This is a genomic window from Pseudomonas sp. Irchel s3b5 (assembly GCF_900187435.1).
Lineage (GTDB): Bacteria > Pseudomonadota > Gammaproteobacteria > Pseudomonadales > Pseudomonadaceae > Aquipseudomonas.
Genome location: NZ_FYDY01000046.1, coordinates 1 through 16,204, shown reverse-complemented (window position 1 = coordinate 16,204; position 16,204 = coordinate 1). Strand labels below are relative to the sequence as shown.

At 54.2% G+C, this 16,204-nt stretch carries 14 protein-coding genes and 3 pseudogenes; 10 read left to right on the top strand and 7 right to left on the bottom strand.

The genetic code is table 11. The annotated features are described in order from the left end of the window. Nucleotides 1-148 precede the first annotated feature (148 nt). The 8 genes and pseudogenes from CKW15_RS26825 to CKW15_RS26795 all read left to right on the top strand — a co-directional run bounded on the left by CKW15_RS26825 (nucleotide 149) and on the right by CKW15_RS26795 (nucleotide 7,655). A complete protein-coding gene (locus CKW15_RS26825) occupies nucleotides 149-931 on the top strand; it encodes a transporter substrate-binding domain-containing protein (protein ID WP_095152998.1) in 783 nt (260 codons plus the stop codon). A 57-nt stretch (nucleotides 932-988) separates the two neighbouring features. After that, the gene (locus CKW15_RS26820; protein ID WP_064676932.1) at nucleotides 989-1,717 is read left to right on the top strand and encodes an ABC transporter permease; all 729 of its coding nucleotides are present in this window, start codon (nucleotides 989-991) and stop codon (nucleotides 1,715-1,717) included. Next, entirely contained in the window at nucleotides 1,714-2,424 is a 711-nt protein-coding gene (locus CKW15_RS26815; RefSeq protein ID WP_095152997.1) for an ABC transporter permease, read from the top strand. The genes CKW15_RS26820 and CKW15_RS26815 overlap by 4 nt, the downstream gene beginning before the upstream one ends. A 103-nt stretch (nucleotides 2,425-2,527) precedes the next feature. Then, the gene (locus CKW15_RS26810) at nucleotides 2,528-3,289 is read left to right on the top strand and encodes an ABC transporter ATP-binding protein (protein WP_095152996.1); all 762 of its coding nucleotides are present in this window, start codon (nucleotides 2,528-2,530) and stop codon (nucleotides 3,287-3,289) included. A 12-nt stretch (nucleotides 3,290-3,301) separates the two neighbouring features. Beyond that, entirely contained in the window at nucleotides 3,302-3,799 is a 498-nt protein-coding gene (locus CKW15_RS26805) for an Lrp/AsnC family transcriptional regulator (RefSeq protein ID WP_095152995.1), read from the top strand. 117 nt (nucleotides 3,800-3,916) lie between these two features. After that, nucleotides 3,917-4,948, top strand: a pseudogene (locus CKW15_RS29225) (cache domain-containing protein); the annotation flags it as partial. Between the two features lie 72 nt (nucleotides 4,949-5,020). Next, on the top strand, nucleotides 5,021-5,806 hold the full coding sequence (locus CKW15_RS29220; RefSeq protein ID WP_371856325.1) for a methyl-accepting chemotaxis protein: 786 nt from the start codon (nucleotides 5,021-5,023) through the stop codon (nucleotides 5,804-5,806). Between the two features lie 670 nt (nucleotides 5,807-6,476). Then, nucleotides 6,477-7,655, top strand: a complete 1,179-nt coding sequence (locus tag CKW15_RS26795; protein ID WP_095153007.1) for a M20 aminoacylase family protein — start codon at nucleotides 6,477-6,479, stop codon at nucleotides 7,653-7,655. A gap of 224 nt (nucleotides 7,656-7,879) precedes the next feature. Here the strand turns inward: CKW15_RS26795 and CKW15_RS26785 are convergent, their stop codons facing one another. After that, the gene (locus CKW15_RS26785) at nucleotides 7,880-8,773 is read right to left on the bottom strand and encodes a LysR family transcriptional regulator (RefSeq protein WP_095152992.1); all 894 of its coding nucleotides are present in this window, start codon (nucleotides 8,771-8,773) and stop codon (nucleotides 7,880-7,882) included. Between the two features lie 110 nt (nucleotides 8,774-8,883). Between CKW15_RS26785 and CKW15_RS26780 the strand changes: the two genes are divergently transcribed. Continuing rightward, nucleotides 8,884-9,306: a DoxX family protein gene (locus CKW15_RS26780; protein ID WP_095153006.1), complete on the top strand. Its 423-nt coding sequence runs from the start codon at nucleotides 8,884-8,886 to the stop codon at nucleotides 9,304-9,306. A gap of 168 nt (nucleotides 9,307-9,474) precedes the next feature. Here CKW15_RS26780 and alr read toward each other — a convergent pair whose 3' ends face one another. Continuing rightward, entirely contained in the window at nucleotides 9,475-10,704 is a 1,230-nt protein-coding gene (gene alr, locus CKW15_RS26775; protein ID WP_095152991.1) for an alanine racemase, read from the bottom strand. Nucleotides 10,705-11,114: 410 nt separating this feature from the next. Here alr and CKW15_RS28905 point away from each other — a divergent pair, with 410 nt between their 5' ends. Continuing rightward, the gene (locus CKW15_RS28905) at nucleotides 11,115-11,315 is read left to right on the top strand and encodes an Lrp/AsnC ligand binding domain-containing protein (protein ID WP_371856324.1); all 201 of its coding nucleotides are present in this window, start codon (nucleotides 11,115-11,117) and stop codon (nucleotides 11,313-11,315) included. Nucleotides 11,316-11,815: 500 nt separating this feature from the next. Here CKW15_RS28905 and CKW15_RS26765 read toward each other — a convergent pair. The 5 genes and pseudogenes from CKW15_RS26765 to CKW15_RS26745 form a co-directional block, all read right to left on the bottom strand. Continuing rightward, nucleotides 11,816-12,535: pseudogene (locus tag CKW15_RS26765) on the bottom strand (helix-turn-helix domain-containing protein); the annotation flags it as partial. Continuing rightward, nucleotides 12,517-12,693 (bottom strand): annotated as a pseudogene (locus CKW15_RS26760) (glyoxalase); the annotation flags it as partial. The pseudogenes CKW15_RS26765 and CKW15_RS26760, both read right to left, overlap by 19 nt. A 22-nt stretch (nucleotides 12,694-12,715) precedes the next feature. Next, nucleotides 12,716-14,362, bottom strand: coding sequence for a bifunctional 3-(3-hydroxy-phenyl)propionate/3-hydroxycinnamic acid hydroxylase (locus CKW15_RS26755; RefSeq protein WP_095152990.1), 1,647 nt, complete (start codon nucleotides 14,360-14,362; stop codon nucleotides 12,716-12,718). Between the two features lie 21 nt (nucleotides 14,363-14,383). Then, a complete protein-coding gene (locus CKW15_RS26750) occupies nucleotides 14,384-15,205 on the bottom strand; it encodes an IclR family transcriptional regulator (protein ID WP_095152989.1) in 822 nt (273 codons plus the stop codon). Between the two features lie 2 nt (nucleotides 15,206-15,207). Further along, nucleotides 15,208-16,059: a fumarylacetoacetate hydrolase family protein gene (locus CKW15_RS26745; RefSeq protein ID WP_095152988.1), complete on the bottom strand. Its 852-nt coding sequence runs from the start codon at nucleotides 16,057-16,059 to the stop codon at nucleotides 15,208-15,210. Nucleotides 16,060-16,204 lie beyond the last annotated feature (145 nt).

The window sequence follows — 16,204 nt, the reverse complement described above, 5'->3', positions numbered from 1 at the left end:
ACGCTTGTCACAGCTCTTAAATGGGCGTGCAGCAATGCAACTATTACGGGTGGCTTATATCCGAAATGTAGTTGCCAAAAGAAGAATCGTTAAAGTCGTCAAATCGTTAACTGCCCTTAATCAAACTACAACATCTAGGGATTCTCATATGATTTCGCTTCGAAAGCTCTTCGTGTTAGCACTTTTCCCACTTTGCGCGAATATCGCGCTGGCCAAGGAATACAAAGAACTGCGTTTTGGCGTTGATGCTTCTTACGCACCATTCGAGTCTAAAGCCTCAGATGGTAGTCTTACGGGGTTTGATATCGATCTGGGTAATGCAATCTGTGCCAAATTGAAGGTCAAGTGTATATGGGTCGAGAGCGATTTCGACGGCACGATTCCTGGTCTGAAGGCCAACAAGTTCGATGGCATTCTCTCTTCCATGACGGTGACCCCCGCCCGCGAGAAAGTCATCGACTTCTCAAATGAGCTGTTCTCTGGCGCCACCTCTTACGTGTTCAAGAAAAATTCTGGTCTGAACGAAGAGGTTACTTCCCTTAAGGGCAAGACCGTAGGCTATTTGCAAGGAAGTATCCAGGAAGCCTATGCCAAAGCTGTTCTGGATAAGGCGGGTGTCAAAACTCAGGCCTATCAGAACCAGGATCAGGTTTATTACGACCTGGTTTCCGGTCGCCTCGATGCGGCGATTCAGGACATGCTGCAAGCTCAGTTGGGTTTTTTGAATTCCCCCCAAGGCACTGGTTATGAAGTCAGCAAGCCCGTTGACAGCGAGTTACTGCCAGCTAAAACAGCTATTGGTATCTCTAAAGGTAACAAAGACCTCAAGGCCTTTTTGGATAAGGGCATCCAAGCGTTACACGATGACGGTACCTATGACTTAATCCAGAAAAAACACTTCGGTGATCTGAATCTCTATAGCGGCAAGTAAGGCCCCGGTGCCCGTCCTTGGGGCGGGCGCTTTATTATCGCGATAGGTTCCTGAATTATGTTCGAAATACTGTTGCAGGCCCTCGGGCTCTCCACATACAGCATGAAAGGGTTCGGTCCTCTGTTGCTGGAGGGCGCCTGGATGACCGTCAAGTTGTCAATACTCTCGCTGCTGTTGAGCGTGCTGCTTGGTCTTATCGGAGCCAGTGCCAAACTTTCCAGTGTCAAACTCCTGCGAATCCCAGCACAGCTCTACACTACCCTGATTCGCGGGGTGCCGGACCTAGTGCTGATGCTACTGATCTTTTATAGCCTGCAAACCTGGTTGACCGGGATCACACAGGCACTGGATTGGGAATACATAGAGATCAATCCGTTTGTTGCCGGGATCATCACGCTGGGGTTTATCTACGGGGCCTATTTCACTGAGACCTTTCGCGGGGCGATGTTAGCTGTGCCCCGTGGACAGGTGGAAGCGGCCACCGCCTATGGCTTAAGTCGCACTCAGCGCTTTCGCTTTGTGGTCTTCCCGCAAATGATGCGTTTTGCTTTACCGGGTATTGGCAACAACTGGATGGTCATCCTCAAAGCCACCGCACTGGTGTCGATCATAGGCCTTGCTGACTTGGTAAAGGCAGCCCAGGACGCTGGTAAAAGCACCTATCAATTGTTCTATTTTCTGGTCTTGGCAGCGCTTATTTATTTGGTGATTACCAGTACTTCAAACTATGTCCTGCGTTGGTTGGAGCGGCGTTATGCGGCAGGTTCCCGGGAGGCTGTACGATGATCGAACTCTTGCAAGATTACTGGAAGCCTTTTCTCTATAGTGACGGCCACCAGATCACGGGGTTGGCCATGACCTTGTGGTTGCTCAGTGCCTCAATCTTCATCGGCTTTTTGGTGTCGGTCCCGTTGTCCATTGCCCGGGTTTCATCCAAGTGTTACCTGCGCTGGCCCGTACAGTTCTACACCTACCTGTTTCGGGGAACGCCGCTCTATATCCAGTTGTTGATCTGCTACACCGGGATCTACAGCCTGGCTGCAGTTCGTGCACAACCGGTGCTCGATGCATTCTTTCGCGACGCGATGAACTGCACCATCCTTGCGTTTGCGCTGAACACCTGCGCTTACACCACGGAGATTTTCGCCGGAGCAATTCGCAACATGGCCCATGGCGAAGTCGAAGCTGCGAAGGCCTATGGCCTGACGGGTTGGAGGCTCTATGCCTACGTGATCATGCCATCGGCGCTACGTCGCTCGTTGCCGTACTACAGCAACGAAGTAATTCTGATGCTGCATTCGACCACCGTGGCCTTCACTGCAACCGTCCCGGACATTCTGAAAGTTGCTCGTGACGCCAACTCGGCGACCTTTCTGACCTTTCATTCGTTCGGTATTACTGCGCTGATTTACCTGATGGTTACCTTCGCTCTTGTCGGATTATTCCGCATCGCCGAGCGCCGTTGGTTGGCTTTCCTTGGTCCGGCTCATTAGGGCTTGGTACTCCATATGGCCGCTCATTAGGCCTCGGGCTTTGTCGCCGGCTGTCACAGCTGCACAGCGACGCCACATTTTCCTTTAGAGGATGATTGCGCACATGTACAAATTGACTGTTGAAGAACTGCACAAGAGTTACGGTAACCACGAAGTACTCAAGGGCGTATCTCTGAAAGCCAAAACTGGTGATGTGATCAGTTTGATCGGCGCCAGTGGGTCAGGCAAAAGTACCTTTCTGCGCTGCATCAACTTTCTCGAAACACCCAATGACGGAGCCATGAGCCTGGACGGCAAGCAGATTCGCATGGTCAAAAACCATTATGGCATGCAGGTGGCCGATGCCGCTGAGTTGCAAAGGCTGCGTACCCGTCTAGCCATGGTCTTCCAGCACTTCAATCTGTGGGGCCACATGACCGTTCTGGAAAACATCACCATGGCCCCGCGCCGGGTTCTGGGTGTCAGCAAAAAAGATGCCGAAGATCGTGCCCGACGTTATCTGGACAAGGTGGGGCTGCCAGCGCGTGTTGCGGAGCAGTTTCCAGCATTTCTCTCTGGCGGTCAGCAACAGCGAGTGGCGATTGCACGAGCATTAGCGATGGAGCCGGAGGTACTGCTGTTCGACGAACCGACGTCGGCGCTGGATCCGGAACTGGTGGGCGAAGTACTAAAGGTGATTCAGGGCCTGGCCGAAGAAGGCCGGACCATGATCATGGTGACCCACGAAATGAGCTTTGCCCGCAAGGTGTCGAGCCAGTTACTGTTTCTGCATCAAGGCCGAGTCGAGGAGCAGGGAGGGGCAGAGATTCTGGATAATCCGCGCAGCGAGCGCCTTCAACAGTTTCTGTCTAATGGACTGAAGTGAATAGAGTTAACAATGAAAAGGAAGGAAAAAAATCCCGATTTTTCACGAACATTGGGGCGTATTGATGAGGCTATCATTGACGTATTACGCCATGACGGGCGCATCACGTACCAGAAACTAGCAACACTTGTGCACCTGACCGCAAGCCCTTGCCAGCAACGCGTACGCAAGTTGGAGAGACTAGGGGTGATTCGCGGTTATGGTGCGTTCATCGATGTGCAAAAGGTCTCACCGGGATTGTCCCTACAGGTATTGGTCGCTATATCGAGCCAGAATCGGCGCACAGCACAAAAAGCCTTCGAAGCATGTGTAGATAACTGTCCTCAGGTCCTGGAGTGCCGGCTTATTGGTGACCCGTTCGACTATAGCCTACGCATGCGCTGCAAGGACATGAAGCACTATCGTGCACTTACGGAAGTTTGGTTGGAGAATGAGGAGCTGTATATCGACAAACTAGTTGCCTATCCTGAACTGGCGGTAGTTAAGCATTCATCCACACACTGCGACTAGCGGTGAAAAGTATCAAAAGATGCAGGCTATGCATGAGATGAGCCAGTGAAGGCCTGAACGCCTGCCGTTGGCGTTAAATAATAAAAACAGAAATTTTTAATCTCGGGTAAATTTCCAATGACTGTCCACTTAAGGTTCAGCCACAAAGTTCTGCTCGTCGCATCGCTAGTAGTCATTGCAGCATTCTCATTATTCACACTGTACAACGATTATTTTCAGCGTGACGCTATACATACAAACCTCGAAAGCCACCTTGAGGGGATGAGCAAAATTGCTGCAAGCAATGTCCAGGCTTGGCTGTCTGGACGTGTTTTGCTGATAGACACCGTCGCTCAGACTGTTGCCAACGACAATACGCCGGACAGTGTGGTGCGCCTGCTGGAACAGAAGACGCTGCTTTCAACATTTAACTTCACCTATCTTGGGGGTATCGACGGCAGCTTTGCGATGCGACCAAAAGACGAATTGCCCGCCGATTATGACCCGCGTACCCGGCCTTGGTACAAGGATGCTTTGGCAGCGGGTGGTACGACTTTGACTGAGCCGTACCTGGATGCATCCACTGGCCAGTTGATGATGACGATCGCTACTCCGGTTCACCATGGAAACCAACCTCTCGGTGTGGTCGGTGGTGACCTGACTTTGGATACCCTGGCGAAAATTGTCAGTTCGCTCGATCTGGGCGGCATCGGTTATGCCTTCCTGGTCAGTGCCGACGGCAAGATACTTGCTCACCCGGATAAAGACTTGGTGATGAAAAATCTTATCGATATCTATCCGCAAGACACACCCGCTATCAGCACCCATTTCAGTGAGACTGAGCAGGCGGGTGTTCCTTATATTCTGATGTTCTTGCCGATCAAGGGGCTGCCCTCGGTCAACTGGTATATCGGTTTGTCCATCGACAAGAAAAAAGCCTACCAGGCGCTAGGCGATTTCCGTGCTTCAGCTATTTTCGCCACTCTGATTGCCGTGCTAATCACGTTGCTTCTACTGGGCATGCTAATCCGCGTACTGATGCAACCTCTGAGGTTAATGGGCAAAGCCATGCGCGATATAGCCCAGGGGGAGGGGGACCTGACCCGACGTTTGGCCGTGCATTCTCAAGATGAGTTTGGAGAATTGGCCTGCGACTTCAACCTTTTCGTGGAGCGAATCCAACATTCAATACGCGAAGTCTCATCAGCGACCGAACAAGTCAACGAAGTGGCAAAGCGAGTGATGCTTGCCTCCAGCTCATCCATAGCAAACTCCGACGAACAGGCCAATCGCACCAACAGCATTGCAGCAGCAATCAACGAGCTGGGTGCAGCCGCTCAGGAAATCGCGTGTAATGCCGGTGATGCCTCACTTCAGGCGTCAGATGCACGCCTTCAGGCTGAGGGTGGCCGGCAAGTGGTAGCTCAGACGATCAACGCCATGAACGAGTTGTCAGGAAAAATTCGTGCATCCTGCAGCAACATAGAGACGCTGAATGGTAAGACGGTGAGCATTGGTCGGATCCTTGAAGTGATCAAGGGCATTTCCGAACAGACCAACCTACTAGCGCTCAACGCCGCTATCGAGGCTGCGCGGGCGGGAGAGGCAGGTCGCGGTTTCGCTGTGGTGGCGGATGAAGTACGCAGTCTTGCCTACCGCACTCAGACATCGGCACAAGAAATTCATACGATGATTGAGGAGCTTCAGGTCGGCGCTCGTGAGGCGGTTTGCACTATGAGCGAAAGCGAGCGCTATAGCCATGAAGGCGTGGTTATCGCCAACCAGGCTGGCGAGCGACTAGGGAGCGTTACTCAGCGTATTGGCGAAATTGATGGCATAAATCAGTCTGTAGCCACTGCTACTGAAGAGCAGACCGCTGTAATCGACTCGTTGAATATGGACATCACCGAGATCAAATCCCTCAACCAAGAAGGCGTGGAGAATCTCCAGGCCACCTTGCTCGCCTGTGATGACCTTGAGCAACAAGCCAGCCGACTCAAGCATCTGGTGGATAGCTTCCGTACTTAAGTTGAATACATCGAACGCTGCTGATTATTAATAGATTTTCCTGCTCAGAGGGAGCCCTAAGTTGTTGATACTGAGGACCCATTGAGCAAACTGAATCGCATCGCGTTTCGGATGTATCTCCTTGCCTTAAACGAGGCCAACTCAAAAAGCCATGAGCAAATCGAGCTACTTCGAGGCATTAAAATTCAATCACTCGATCAACAATATCCGACCTCTGCGTGACCCGGGTTAACGATGGAACGAACTACACATGATGCCGCCTTTCTCAATCGGGTGATTCACCTACAAGAATCGTTCCTCGCAGGCCTGGGCGGAAACGAAAAGCCTATCTCACGTTTTTGTCGGAGCTAAGTGTTCATGCGCGTGAATTTCTGTGTAATAGACTTCAGCGTCAACCAAGTGAAATCGAGGACTTGCTACAAAAAACATTCTTGACCGTGTATAGCACGCACGAAACGTACCTCCCAGATCAACCAGCGACGGCTCAGGTATTTGCCATTGTGCGCTACAAACTCGCTCGAGGTGGGCGCGTCATGATGCGTTTCACGACTCGCTAGACAATGCAGCTGCCTGCCTGTGATTGAGCAGAGTTTGCAGCACTTAACGTTGATGAGCTTTATATCCTCGCCCTTTGCAGGCGAGCCTCCCTTACATGAAACAGGTGAAGTCCATGACCGTTCGACCCATGCTGCCGGGTATCCGTGCCATTGAAGCTGAAATGATTGAGTTGCGCCGCCAGCTTCATGCTTATCCGGAGCTCAGCCTTAAGGAGTTCAAAACCTCAGATCTGGTTGCTGCCAAGCTCGAGTCGTGGGGGTTTGAGGTGCATCGTGGCTTTGGGGGGACTGGTGTTGTAGGGCGTTTGCAGCAAGGTTGTGGAAGTAAGGTCATTGGTATTCGGGCAGATATGGATGCGCTGCCGATTCAGGAGCAGACCGGATTGCCGTATGCGAGCCAGCATCCAGGCGCCATGCATGCCTGTGGTCATGACGGCCATACTGCAATGCTGCTGGCTGCCGCGCAGCACCTAGCCAACAGCCGGCAGTTCGACGGTACGCTGGTGGTCATCTTTCAGCCCGCCGAAGAAAGCGATGGGGGCGCGCAGAAAATGCTGGATGATGGTCTCCTGGAGCGATTTCCCTGTAATGCGTTGTTCGGTATGCACAACATGCCTGGGTTGCCAGTAGGGAAGTTGGGTTTTCGGGCCGGACCGTTCATGGCCTCCACCGATACTGTGGAAATTCGAATTGATGGTACGGGCGGGCATGGCGGAATGCCACATAAAGCCATTGACCCCATACTTACTGGAGGGGCAATTGTCATGGCACTGCAGAGTATTGTGTCGCGTAATACGGATCCTCTGGAGACGGCGGTGATCACTGTGGGCTCCTTTCATTCTGGTGAGGCGCCCAATGTCATTCCGGGGTATGCAGTACTCCAACTATGTGTGCGCGCCTTGAAGCCTAACGTTCGTGCCGACCTTCTCAAGCGGATTGTCCAGGTTGCCCAAGCTCAGGCGCTTAGCTTCGGTGCCAGTGTCAGTGTGGAGGTTGATAGGGAAGAATCATTGCCACCCTTGATCAATGATCCTCAGCTTACTGCGTTTGCCCGACAGGTCGCTGTTGATTGGTTGGGTGAAGAGGGGGTGATTCAAGACATGGCACCTATTGCTGCCAGTGAAGATTTTGCAGTGATGCTTGAGCATTGTCCTGGCAGCTATCTCTTTATCGGTAATGGTGATGGTGAGGGGGGGTGCATGGTGCATAACCCCGGGTACGACTTCAACGATGACTGCCTGGGGACGGGGGCTAGTTACTGGGTTCGGTTAGTTGAACAGTTTCTGGTTTGAACTGGTTGAGATCAGGTGCAGTACTTAGCCGATCCAGTAGCATTTGTGAGTGAGAGACAGGAGCAGCACAGTCACCAGCGCAATGATTGCGGCACTGGTGAAAACCAGGGATTGCCTCCCTGGCAAGACCCCCATGAATAAAGAAAGTAACTGTCCGGAAAAAATCGCAATTGAACGGTACGCAAGGTTACGTTCCATCTGAAGTACGTCACTCTGCTCAACGGTCATGTGGTTGTCGGTCCAGGCCAGGAACGTTGAAGTGCTTCATTCAAAAAACGGGTGAAGGCCTGCACCCGAGCGGTATGTCTAAGGTCCTGATGGGTGAGGACCCAAAGTCCTGTTTTGAGGGCGTTGAGTCCTACGAACGGGACCCGCTCTAGCCCGGGGGTTGAATCTCCCAAATAGCAGGGAAGTGCGGCTATTCCCAAGCCCCCCAGCGCTGCTTGCCTAAGGGTGACCAAAGAGTCGGCCTTGAAAACAATGGACGTTGCAGGAACGCTGGCACGCAGCCATTTTGCAATATCCATTTGACCAAGCGCGAGATCCGGGGCAAGCCATCGATTGAAGTGCGCCGGATCAACGCTCCCATGACGCTCAGAAAATCCCCTGGCAGCGTAAACGGCAAACCCGACATCGGCGATACGCCTACCGATCAATGCGTCGGGAGGACTGTCACTGGTTCGTATTGCTACATCTGCATGCCGTTGGGCCAGATCGCTGATGAAATTGCCGGTGGTGACTTCAAGTGATATCTCGGGATGGAGTTCACTGAATCCTCCAAGTGCCTCCGGTAAAATGGATGCCATTAAAGTATCGCAGGTGGTAATGCGGAGTATGCCCTCCAATCGCAGATCCTTGCCTTCGAGTTTGCGGGACAGTTCGCTGACGGCGATATTCATGATTTGTGCTGTCTGCAGTAACTCTTCTCCGGCGTCAGTCATTGTGTAGCCGGTCGAGAGGCGATCAAATAGTCGAAATGCATGAAGTTTTTCGAACGCATTGATACGCCGCAGCACGGTGGTGTGATTAAGATGAAGTGCGCGTCCGGCAGCGGCAAAAGACTTGTGTTCGGCAACGGCAAGTATCAGGCGCAGATCGTCCCAGTCCCAAGTGTGCATATATGCAGTCCATAATAGCTAAATTGCAGATTGTAGGGTTGCTGATTACTCGCAACAATATATTCGGAAGGCAGCGCAACGTGCGCTGTCAGTGTTATTTTGGAAGTTGTATGGACGATTATAAAGGTATCTCCTATGGCGTTTTATTGCTTCGCCTGACAGCTGGTATTGCGTTGCTGGCGCACTCTCTGTATTTAAAGGTTTTCGTTTTTACAATGTCAGGTACTTCAGGTTTTTTTGAGTCGATTGGCTTGCCGGGTGTGTTGGCGTGGCTGGTTCTCGGAGTTGAGGTCGCCACGGGTGCAATGCTGGTGCTGGGCTTTAAAACTCGCTATGCGGCCTTGGCGGCCATTCCTGTTTTGTTGGGTGCCACCTGGGCGCACTCGGGTAATGGCTGGCTGTTCAGCAGTACCGGCGGGGGCTGGGAGTACCCAGCATTCTGGACGGCGGTGCTGATTGCTATCGCGCTGTGTGGCGATGGTGCTTATGCCCTAACGAGGCAGCGTGCATCGGATAAAAATGCCGCCAGCTGAAAGACGGACCAGACGTCCTGAAAAAACCATGACCGCTGCCCAGGCCGAAGCTCCGTTGCCAACTGAACTCTGGTGCGGTTTTTGGCCAACTGGCGGATCAGTGCAACTCCGCAATGAAAAGCCACCCTGATGAGGTGGCTTTTCATCACATGCTACGGGCCTCTTGCTTTAGTCGACCAGTATTCGAATGTTTGAGGTGCCCCACATGGTGTAAACATCGGCGAGCAGTGCACCGTTATTGATGTCTTCCAATTCAGCTTGTGTAATCTCGGCATCGCCTTGTTTGCCATAGAGCGTTACGGTATCGCCGGGCTTGACGTTTTTTATGTCGGTCACATCTACCATAACTGTGTTCATCGAGATTTTTCCGACCGTGGGCACTTTCACGCCATTGATGACGACGAAAGACTTATTGGTAAACACTCGGCGGTAGCCATCTGAGTAACCTACTGGGATGTTGGCGAGCCTGGAGTCTCGAGTCAGTGTGAGGGTGCGGTCATAACCCACTGTGTTTCCGGCAGGATAGGTGTTGACCGCAGCAACCTTGCTTTTGAGTGACATGACGCGTTTCAGCTCGGCACGGCCGATCAAATCACCGTAAAGCGCTCCTCCTACACGCACCATGTCCAAGTGCGTTGCCGGGACGTCAAGCGTTGCGAACGAGTTGGCACAATGAACGGTGATTTCGTCACGATTCAAGTGGGCTGTCTTGATGATCCAGTCCTGCTCCGACATGAACTTGTCATAGGCATCCATGACGAAGGCCTTATCCTCGACGGCGAAGTGCGTCATGATCCCGGTGACCTTCAGTCCCTTCATTGCGGTGATTTCCAGTACGTCTTTTTTGCCCTGCTCGGTGGCAAGATCCAAGCCATTCCTACTCATGGCGCCCGCATTGGTAACGAGATGAATTTTTATGGGCTTGCCATTGTGTTCTGCCAGCGTGCTGATGGCTCGGGCTACCTGTGCATTGCCGATAAGCTCTTCAATGTCATAAGGCAATGCGCTGACGATTTCTCCCTCCGTGGCTTGCCGAACGCGAATTATTTTTCCTGTGTAGCCCTCTTTTCTGGCAATTCGCGCTTCTTCATTACTCGCAATGCCGATGCAATTAATGCCTGCTTCCATGATCGTCGGAATCAATAATGCAATACCGTGACCATAAGCATCTGCTTTCATCACGGCGCACAAGCTACTGCCTTTCGATAATCCGCTTTTTACGAACTCGATATTTTGCTTGAAAGCAGATTTACTGATCTCTAACCAGGCATTTGTTTGGGATGTGGTTGCATTTACGTCCTGCTTGAAGTTGTACTCCTGTAGCAGCGGTGCAGCGACAGCCTGAGTGCCAAGTGCAATGAAACCTACTGCGGCAAAGTGAGAAAATGTTGTTTTCATTATTTCATCCTTTGAGTGCTTTTTTGCAGGGGAAGTTGGTTTCGTGTTATTCACTCAATGCTACACCTTCAATGCACAGACGCCAGTTGGCAAATAGCTTGTTGCATTGAGCGTTTTGCTTGTTGTAGCAAGCTAACTGCTCGTGTGGGTTATTCTGAAGTTAGTGTCTTTGCTGTTTCTACCGGAAGGGCGGCGGGGCGGTATGAAACAATTCTCAATGAGCTTACAGGTGACTCCAAACTTGTATATAACGATATAGTTCTGAATGTTAATCTGTCACCAATGCGGTGCGATGCGGTTTAGAATTTAGTGGCTGGAGCGGGGTGGATACATATACGATCTTGAGAGGCGACCAAATCTGCAGTGATACGTCTATATCGGCATTGATTTTTGTTTACCATCAAGGTCGGATGCGTGGCACGGACGTTGTTCGAAAGATAGTTTCAATGCGAGAGGTTGTCTCCTGTCGGATAATGTGCGGAGACTTAGATGTTGTACTTCAGGTTGAGGCATCCACAAGTGAAAGGTTGCATAAGATGAGGAGCGATATTTCGGTCATGCCTGGTGTTATCAATACAGTGACCTCGTTTTTACTTTCGGCTATGAAGTGAGTCACGGAGTTTTTGCCAGTCTCTACGAGCGTTTTGCTCGTAAATACGTGCTATTTGCCATACTCAGACAGGCAAGAACCCCGTTTATAATTAAAGACGCACAACATAAGGCTTGGTCGTAACTGAATATAAAATTGCTATCGTTCGGACACGATAAGACGTTGATTGTGCGCGTTGGCGCTGAGGGCCATGGTGGTTCGGGTGCATACCCGGAGGAGTTCCGACGTTATGGTTACCTGCGCCTGTCGGTAGGCCTTGAAGATCCTGAGGATCTGATCAAGGACATCTCTGCTGTGCTGAATGAGACATTTCCGAGTATCTAAGTGTCGTTGGAAGTATTCCAGAACCAAACTTTGGTTAAGTCTTTCCAGGTTTTCGGCGTACGGCGGCTAGCATTTTAATCATGAGAGCTCTCGCGTTTGTCGGACTAATTAAATGAATTTATTCTCCTGAATATTTAATGCGTATTTATTATGCGCGATATTCGGGAGTTACTTTATTCAGCAATAAAATGGCTCAAGCCGCCTTTGATTTCTCCCGACTGCCGCTCGCGGTGTCGCGGTGTCGCGGAACAGCCGAGGCGACATGCCGAACGTCGATTTGAAATGCCGGCTGAAGTGGGAACTGCTGCTATAGCCCCAGGCGTAGGCGATCTCGGTGAGCGAGCGGTGGGCATGTTCCCGGTTGCGCAGGTCTTCGGCACAACGTGACAGGCGCCGCTGCCAGATGTATTCGCTGACACTGCACCCCAGTTCATCCTGGAAGGCGCGGTGCAGGCTGCGCACCGAGCACCGTTCGGCGTTGGCGATGCGTTCGATGGTCAGGTCGCGGTCGGCCAGGTGGCGCTCGATGTACGCCTTGAGGCGGTTTTGCTTGAAGAAGCGGAAGTCGTGTTCGAGTTGCTTTTCTTCCTGTTTGTTCTTCAGCGCGTTATCCAGCAGCCCGGTGATGCTGTCACCGATCAGCCCGGCCGAATGGTTGTTCAGCAAGGGGTATTGGTTGTAGGCATCGCTGATCAGGTGCATGAGCATCCGCCCCAGTCCATTGCGACCGTTAAGGTGCATGTCGGCGGTTTGCGCGAGCGGCTCGGATGCTCCCTGGAACAGCAGGATGAAGTGTTCGCAACCTTGCGTGCTGGTCACGTTGAACGGTTTGCCGCAGTCCACCAGGAGCATTTCGTCAGGGGCCAGCACGCTGCTTTGCTGGGAGACACGAGCATGGCGCGTTGCGGGCCGCTGAGCATCCAGCTGCCATCGGCTTGCGCCTGGCTGTCCATGTCCAGCATCCGCCGATAGAAATCGATTTGCCGTTGCGCGTCCTTGCTCGCCAGGTGCAGGTAGCACAGGCGTGCAGGTGTGGAAGTTTGGAGTGTTTGCATAACCACCTCTGTGCTTGAAGGTTCAATGAAAGACGGGCGCGATGCTCGGCTCGATTGCGCTGCTGTGGGCCACGGCGATGCCGAACAGCGACTGCAACGATTCGGCGGCCTGGGTTTCGGTAGCCTTGTCGAAAATCGCGGCGATATAGCGATCCGGGCGCAGCAGCAGGAACGGGTGTGAATCGCCCAGCAGGGTTTTGAGCTGGCCTTCACGGTCCTGGAGCACCGTGCAGCCCGGGATCGACGGCATGGCATGGACGGACGCGGGCAGGATCAGGATGCGTCTGGCTTCAAGGTGGCTCCAGAGGCCATGCTGGAGTTCATCGATACGCTGGCGGGTCGGGTCGCCGTATTGAATCAAGGCGAAGCCGGCGCCGATGGCGTCATCGAGCAGGCGTTCCTGGCCGTGGGCGTCGGTGAGCATCGGTTGCGGGAACATCTGTCCGCAGGACAACGTGCCTGCTTGCCCCTCGGTCAGCACCAGGCCCCGGGTGAAGCGGGGTTTGGGCTTGAAGCGCATTTGCAGGAAATAATCGCGCAACGGCGGCAACAGGCCGATCAAGGCGAATGCGCCACTGATCAGGCGAGCGCGCAGGACGGTAGCCGGTGCCATGACCACGCCGAGGTTCAAGGCCAACTTGATCAATGCCCACGCATGATCACGACGCTCGCTTTCGTAGGACAGCAGTGCGCTTTCCGCCATTTTTCCCTTCAGCACGCCGACCAGCTTCCAGCCCAGGTTGTGGGCATCGCGAACGCCGCTGTTCATGCCTTGCCCAGCATAGGGCGGGGTCAGGTGCGCGGCGTCGCCGGCGAGAAACACCCGTTGCACCTGCCACTGCTCGGCGACCCGGGCATGGAAGGTGTAGACCGTCTTGCGCACGATGGAAACCGGAGCGTCGCCCTTGAACGGGTGTAGCAATGCTTGTAGGCAGGTTTCGTCGAGCACCTGTTCGTCCGTTTCATCGGGCTTGAGCAGGAACTCGAATCGGCGCGTACGGTGAGGGCCGGGCACTTCCACCACCGGACGCCTGGCGTCGCAATACACGCGGGTCTGCCAGAAGGGGTCGTCGTCCTGGTCGGTATCGACCACCAGCCAGCGCGAGGAGAAGCTCGAACCTACCATCTCGATCCCGAGTTGCTTGCGCACCGGGCTACGCCCGCCGTCGCAGGCCACCAGGTAAGCCGCGTGGACTTCCATCAGTTGCCCTTCGGCGTCTCGCACCAGCGTGCACACGCTGTGTTGGTCCTGGGTGAATTCCACCAGCTCGTGGCTGAACCGAGTCGTCAGGCTGGCAAAACGTTCGAGGCCTAGCCTGAGGGTGTTTTCAAACAGCGGTTGGCGAAACGCGTTGCGCTTGGGGAAGCCATACAGCTTGCCGGTCGGCTCGACCTTGCCGAAGCAGCGACCGCCGGGCCGGGTGAAGTAATGCACGCCGTAGCCGGGCACGACATCACGCAGCACGGCAGCATCCAGCCCGATGGCCTGCATGGTGCGCAAGGACTCATCATCGATTGAAACCGCCCGTGGCTCGGTCACGGTGCCCGGCTTGCGGTCGATGATCAGGGTGTCCACATCGGCTTGCCCGAGCAGGTTGGCCAGGGTCAGTCCGGTAGGACCGGCGCCGATGATCAGGACCTGGGTGTTGATGCGTTTGAGGGTTGTCATTGTTATTCCCTTCCGGATGGCTCAGCCCAGTGGCTTGGCGCGGTTGGCGAGCGCAGCCATGCGTTGCGACAGTTCCTGCGCCAGGGCAAGGATCTGCTGTCCTTGTGTCTCTTCCTGGGCACTGTCGCGTTCTCGCACCGGGCGCACGCAACTGATGCTGCCAACGACCTTGCCATCGCCGTCGAAGATCGGCGCGGCCAGGCCATAGACGCCCGCGTCGACTTCACCTGCGCTGGCCACATAGCCTTGGCGACGCAGTTGCTGCAACGAACGACGGAACTGTTCCCAGGTCTGGCCCAGTTGACTGGCGCGCGCCTCTTCGGAGTGGTCGAGAAACAGCTGGCTGTGTTGACGCGGGGTCATGTTGGCGAGGATCGCCTTGGACGTCGCACCCAGGAACAACGGCCTGGGCGAACCACGGGAGTAGCTGACCTCGCTGAACAAGTCCCCGTGCTGGTGAATGCACACGACCTGGTCCTTGAACAGCCGGCAGATCAGCCAGACCTGTTGTTCGCTCCACTGTGGGAAGTTGGGCTCAAGCGCTTGTGCGGCGCGCACAAGGGGGTCGCTCAGGCGCAACTGGCGGTCCCAGGTAATGATCCGTGCGCCCAGGGCATAACGCCCGGCTTCGACCTGGAACAACAGGTTGGCCTCGGCCAATTCGCGCACGTAGCGGTAGATCGTCGAACGGGTAAAACCCAAGGCGCCGCCCATGTCATCCACCGCCCAGATCGGGCTCTGTTCGGTGAACAGGTCGAGTACCCGCAACATGCGCTCCAGGCTCGAGCCTTTGTTGTCGCCATCCTGCTCGGGCAGGTGTTCAGGGGTGTGTAGGTTTTCCATGCTCACTGCTCGTCCACGATGCTGTTGCGCAGGGTGCCGATTCGAGCAATCTCGACCTCCACCTGATCGCCTGGCTTCATCCATACGGGCGGCTCGCGGAACGCTCCGACGCCGCCAGTGGTGCCGGTGACAATCACGTCACCCGGGGCCAGTTCGGTGAGGGTGGAGCAGTACTCGATCAGCTGGCGCACATCGAAAATCATGTCGCTGGTGCGGGTGTGCTGCATCACTTGGCCATTGAGGCGGGTGGTCAATTCCAAATCCTGCGGGTCGCCGATCTCATCGCCGGTCACCAGCCAGGGGCCGAAACCGCCGGTATTCGGGAAGTTCTTGCCGGGGACGAACTGAATGGTGTGCTTCTGCCAGTCGCGGACACTACCGTCGTTGTAGCAGGCATAACCGGCGACGTAGTCCAGCGCGTCGGCATGTTTGACGTGGCGGGCCGCTTTACCGATCACCACTGCCAACTCGCCCTCGAAATCAAGCTTGTGGGACGCGGTCGGGCGAACGATGGGTTGCAGGTGGGCAGCCTGGCTGTCGGCGAAGCGGGTAAAGATCATCGGATAGGTCGGCATTTCCCGACCGGTTTCGCGCACGTGAGTGGCGTAGTTGATGCCGATGCACAGCACTTTGCCCGGGTTCGGGATCACCGGCAGGAACGTCACTTCAGCCAAGGGGATACGCGGCAGGCTTGCCAGGCGCGCAGCGCTCAGTTCGTTCAGACGGTTGTGGCCGATGGCCTGTTTGAGATCGCTGCCAAGGGTTGGCTTGAGCGATTCCAGGTCGATGATTTGATCACCTTCGACCACACCGTAGCTGCTACGGCCTTGGACAATAAAGCTTGCGAGTTTCATGGAGGCTCCTGGAGAAAGGGTAAGCGCTCCATGAAGCCCACATTCCAAGCCGAAATCTGATACCCGATGCTGTACTCCCAATTTCTTTCCGGAGCCAGCCCGTCATGATGCGACCCGACGCCAAAGTCGAAAAAGTGTATCTCTA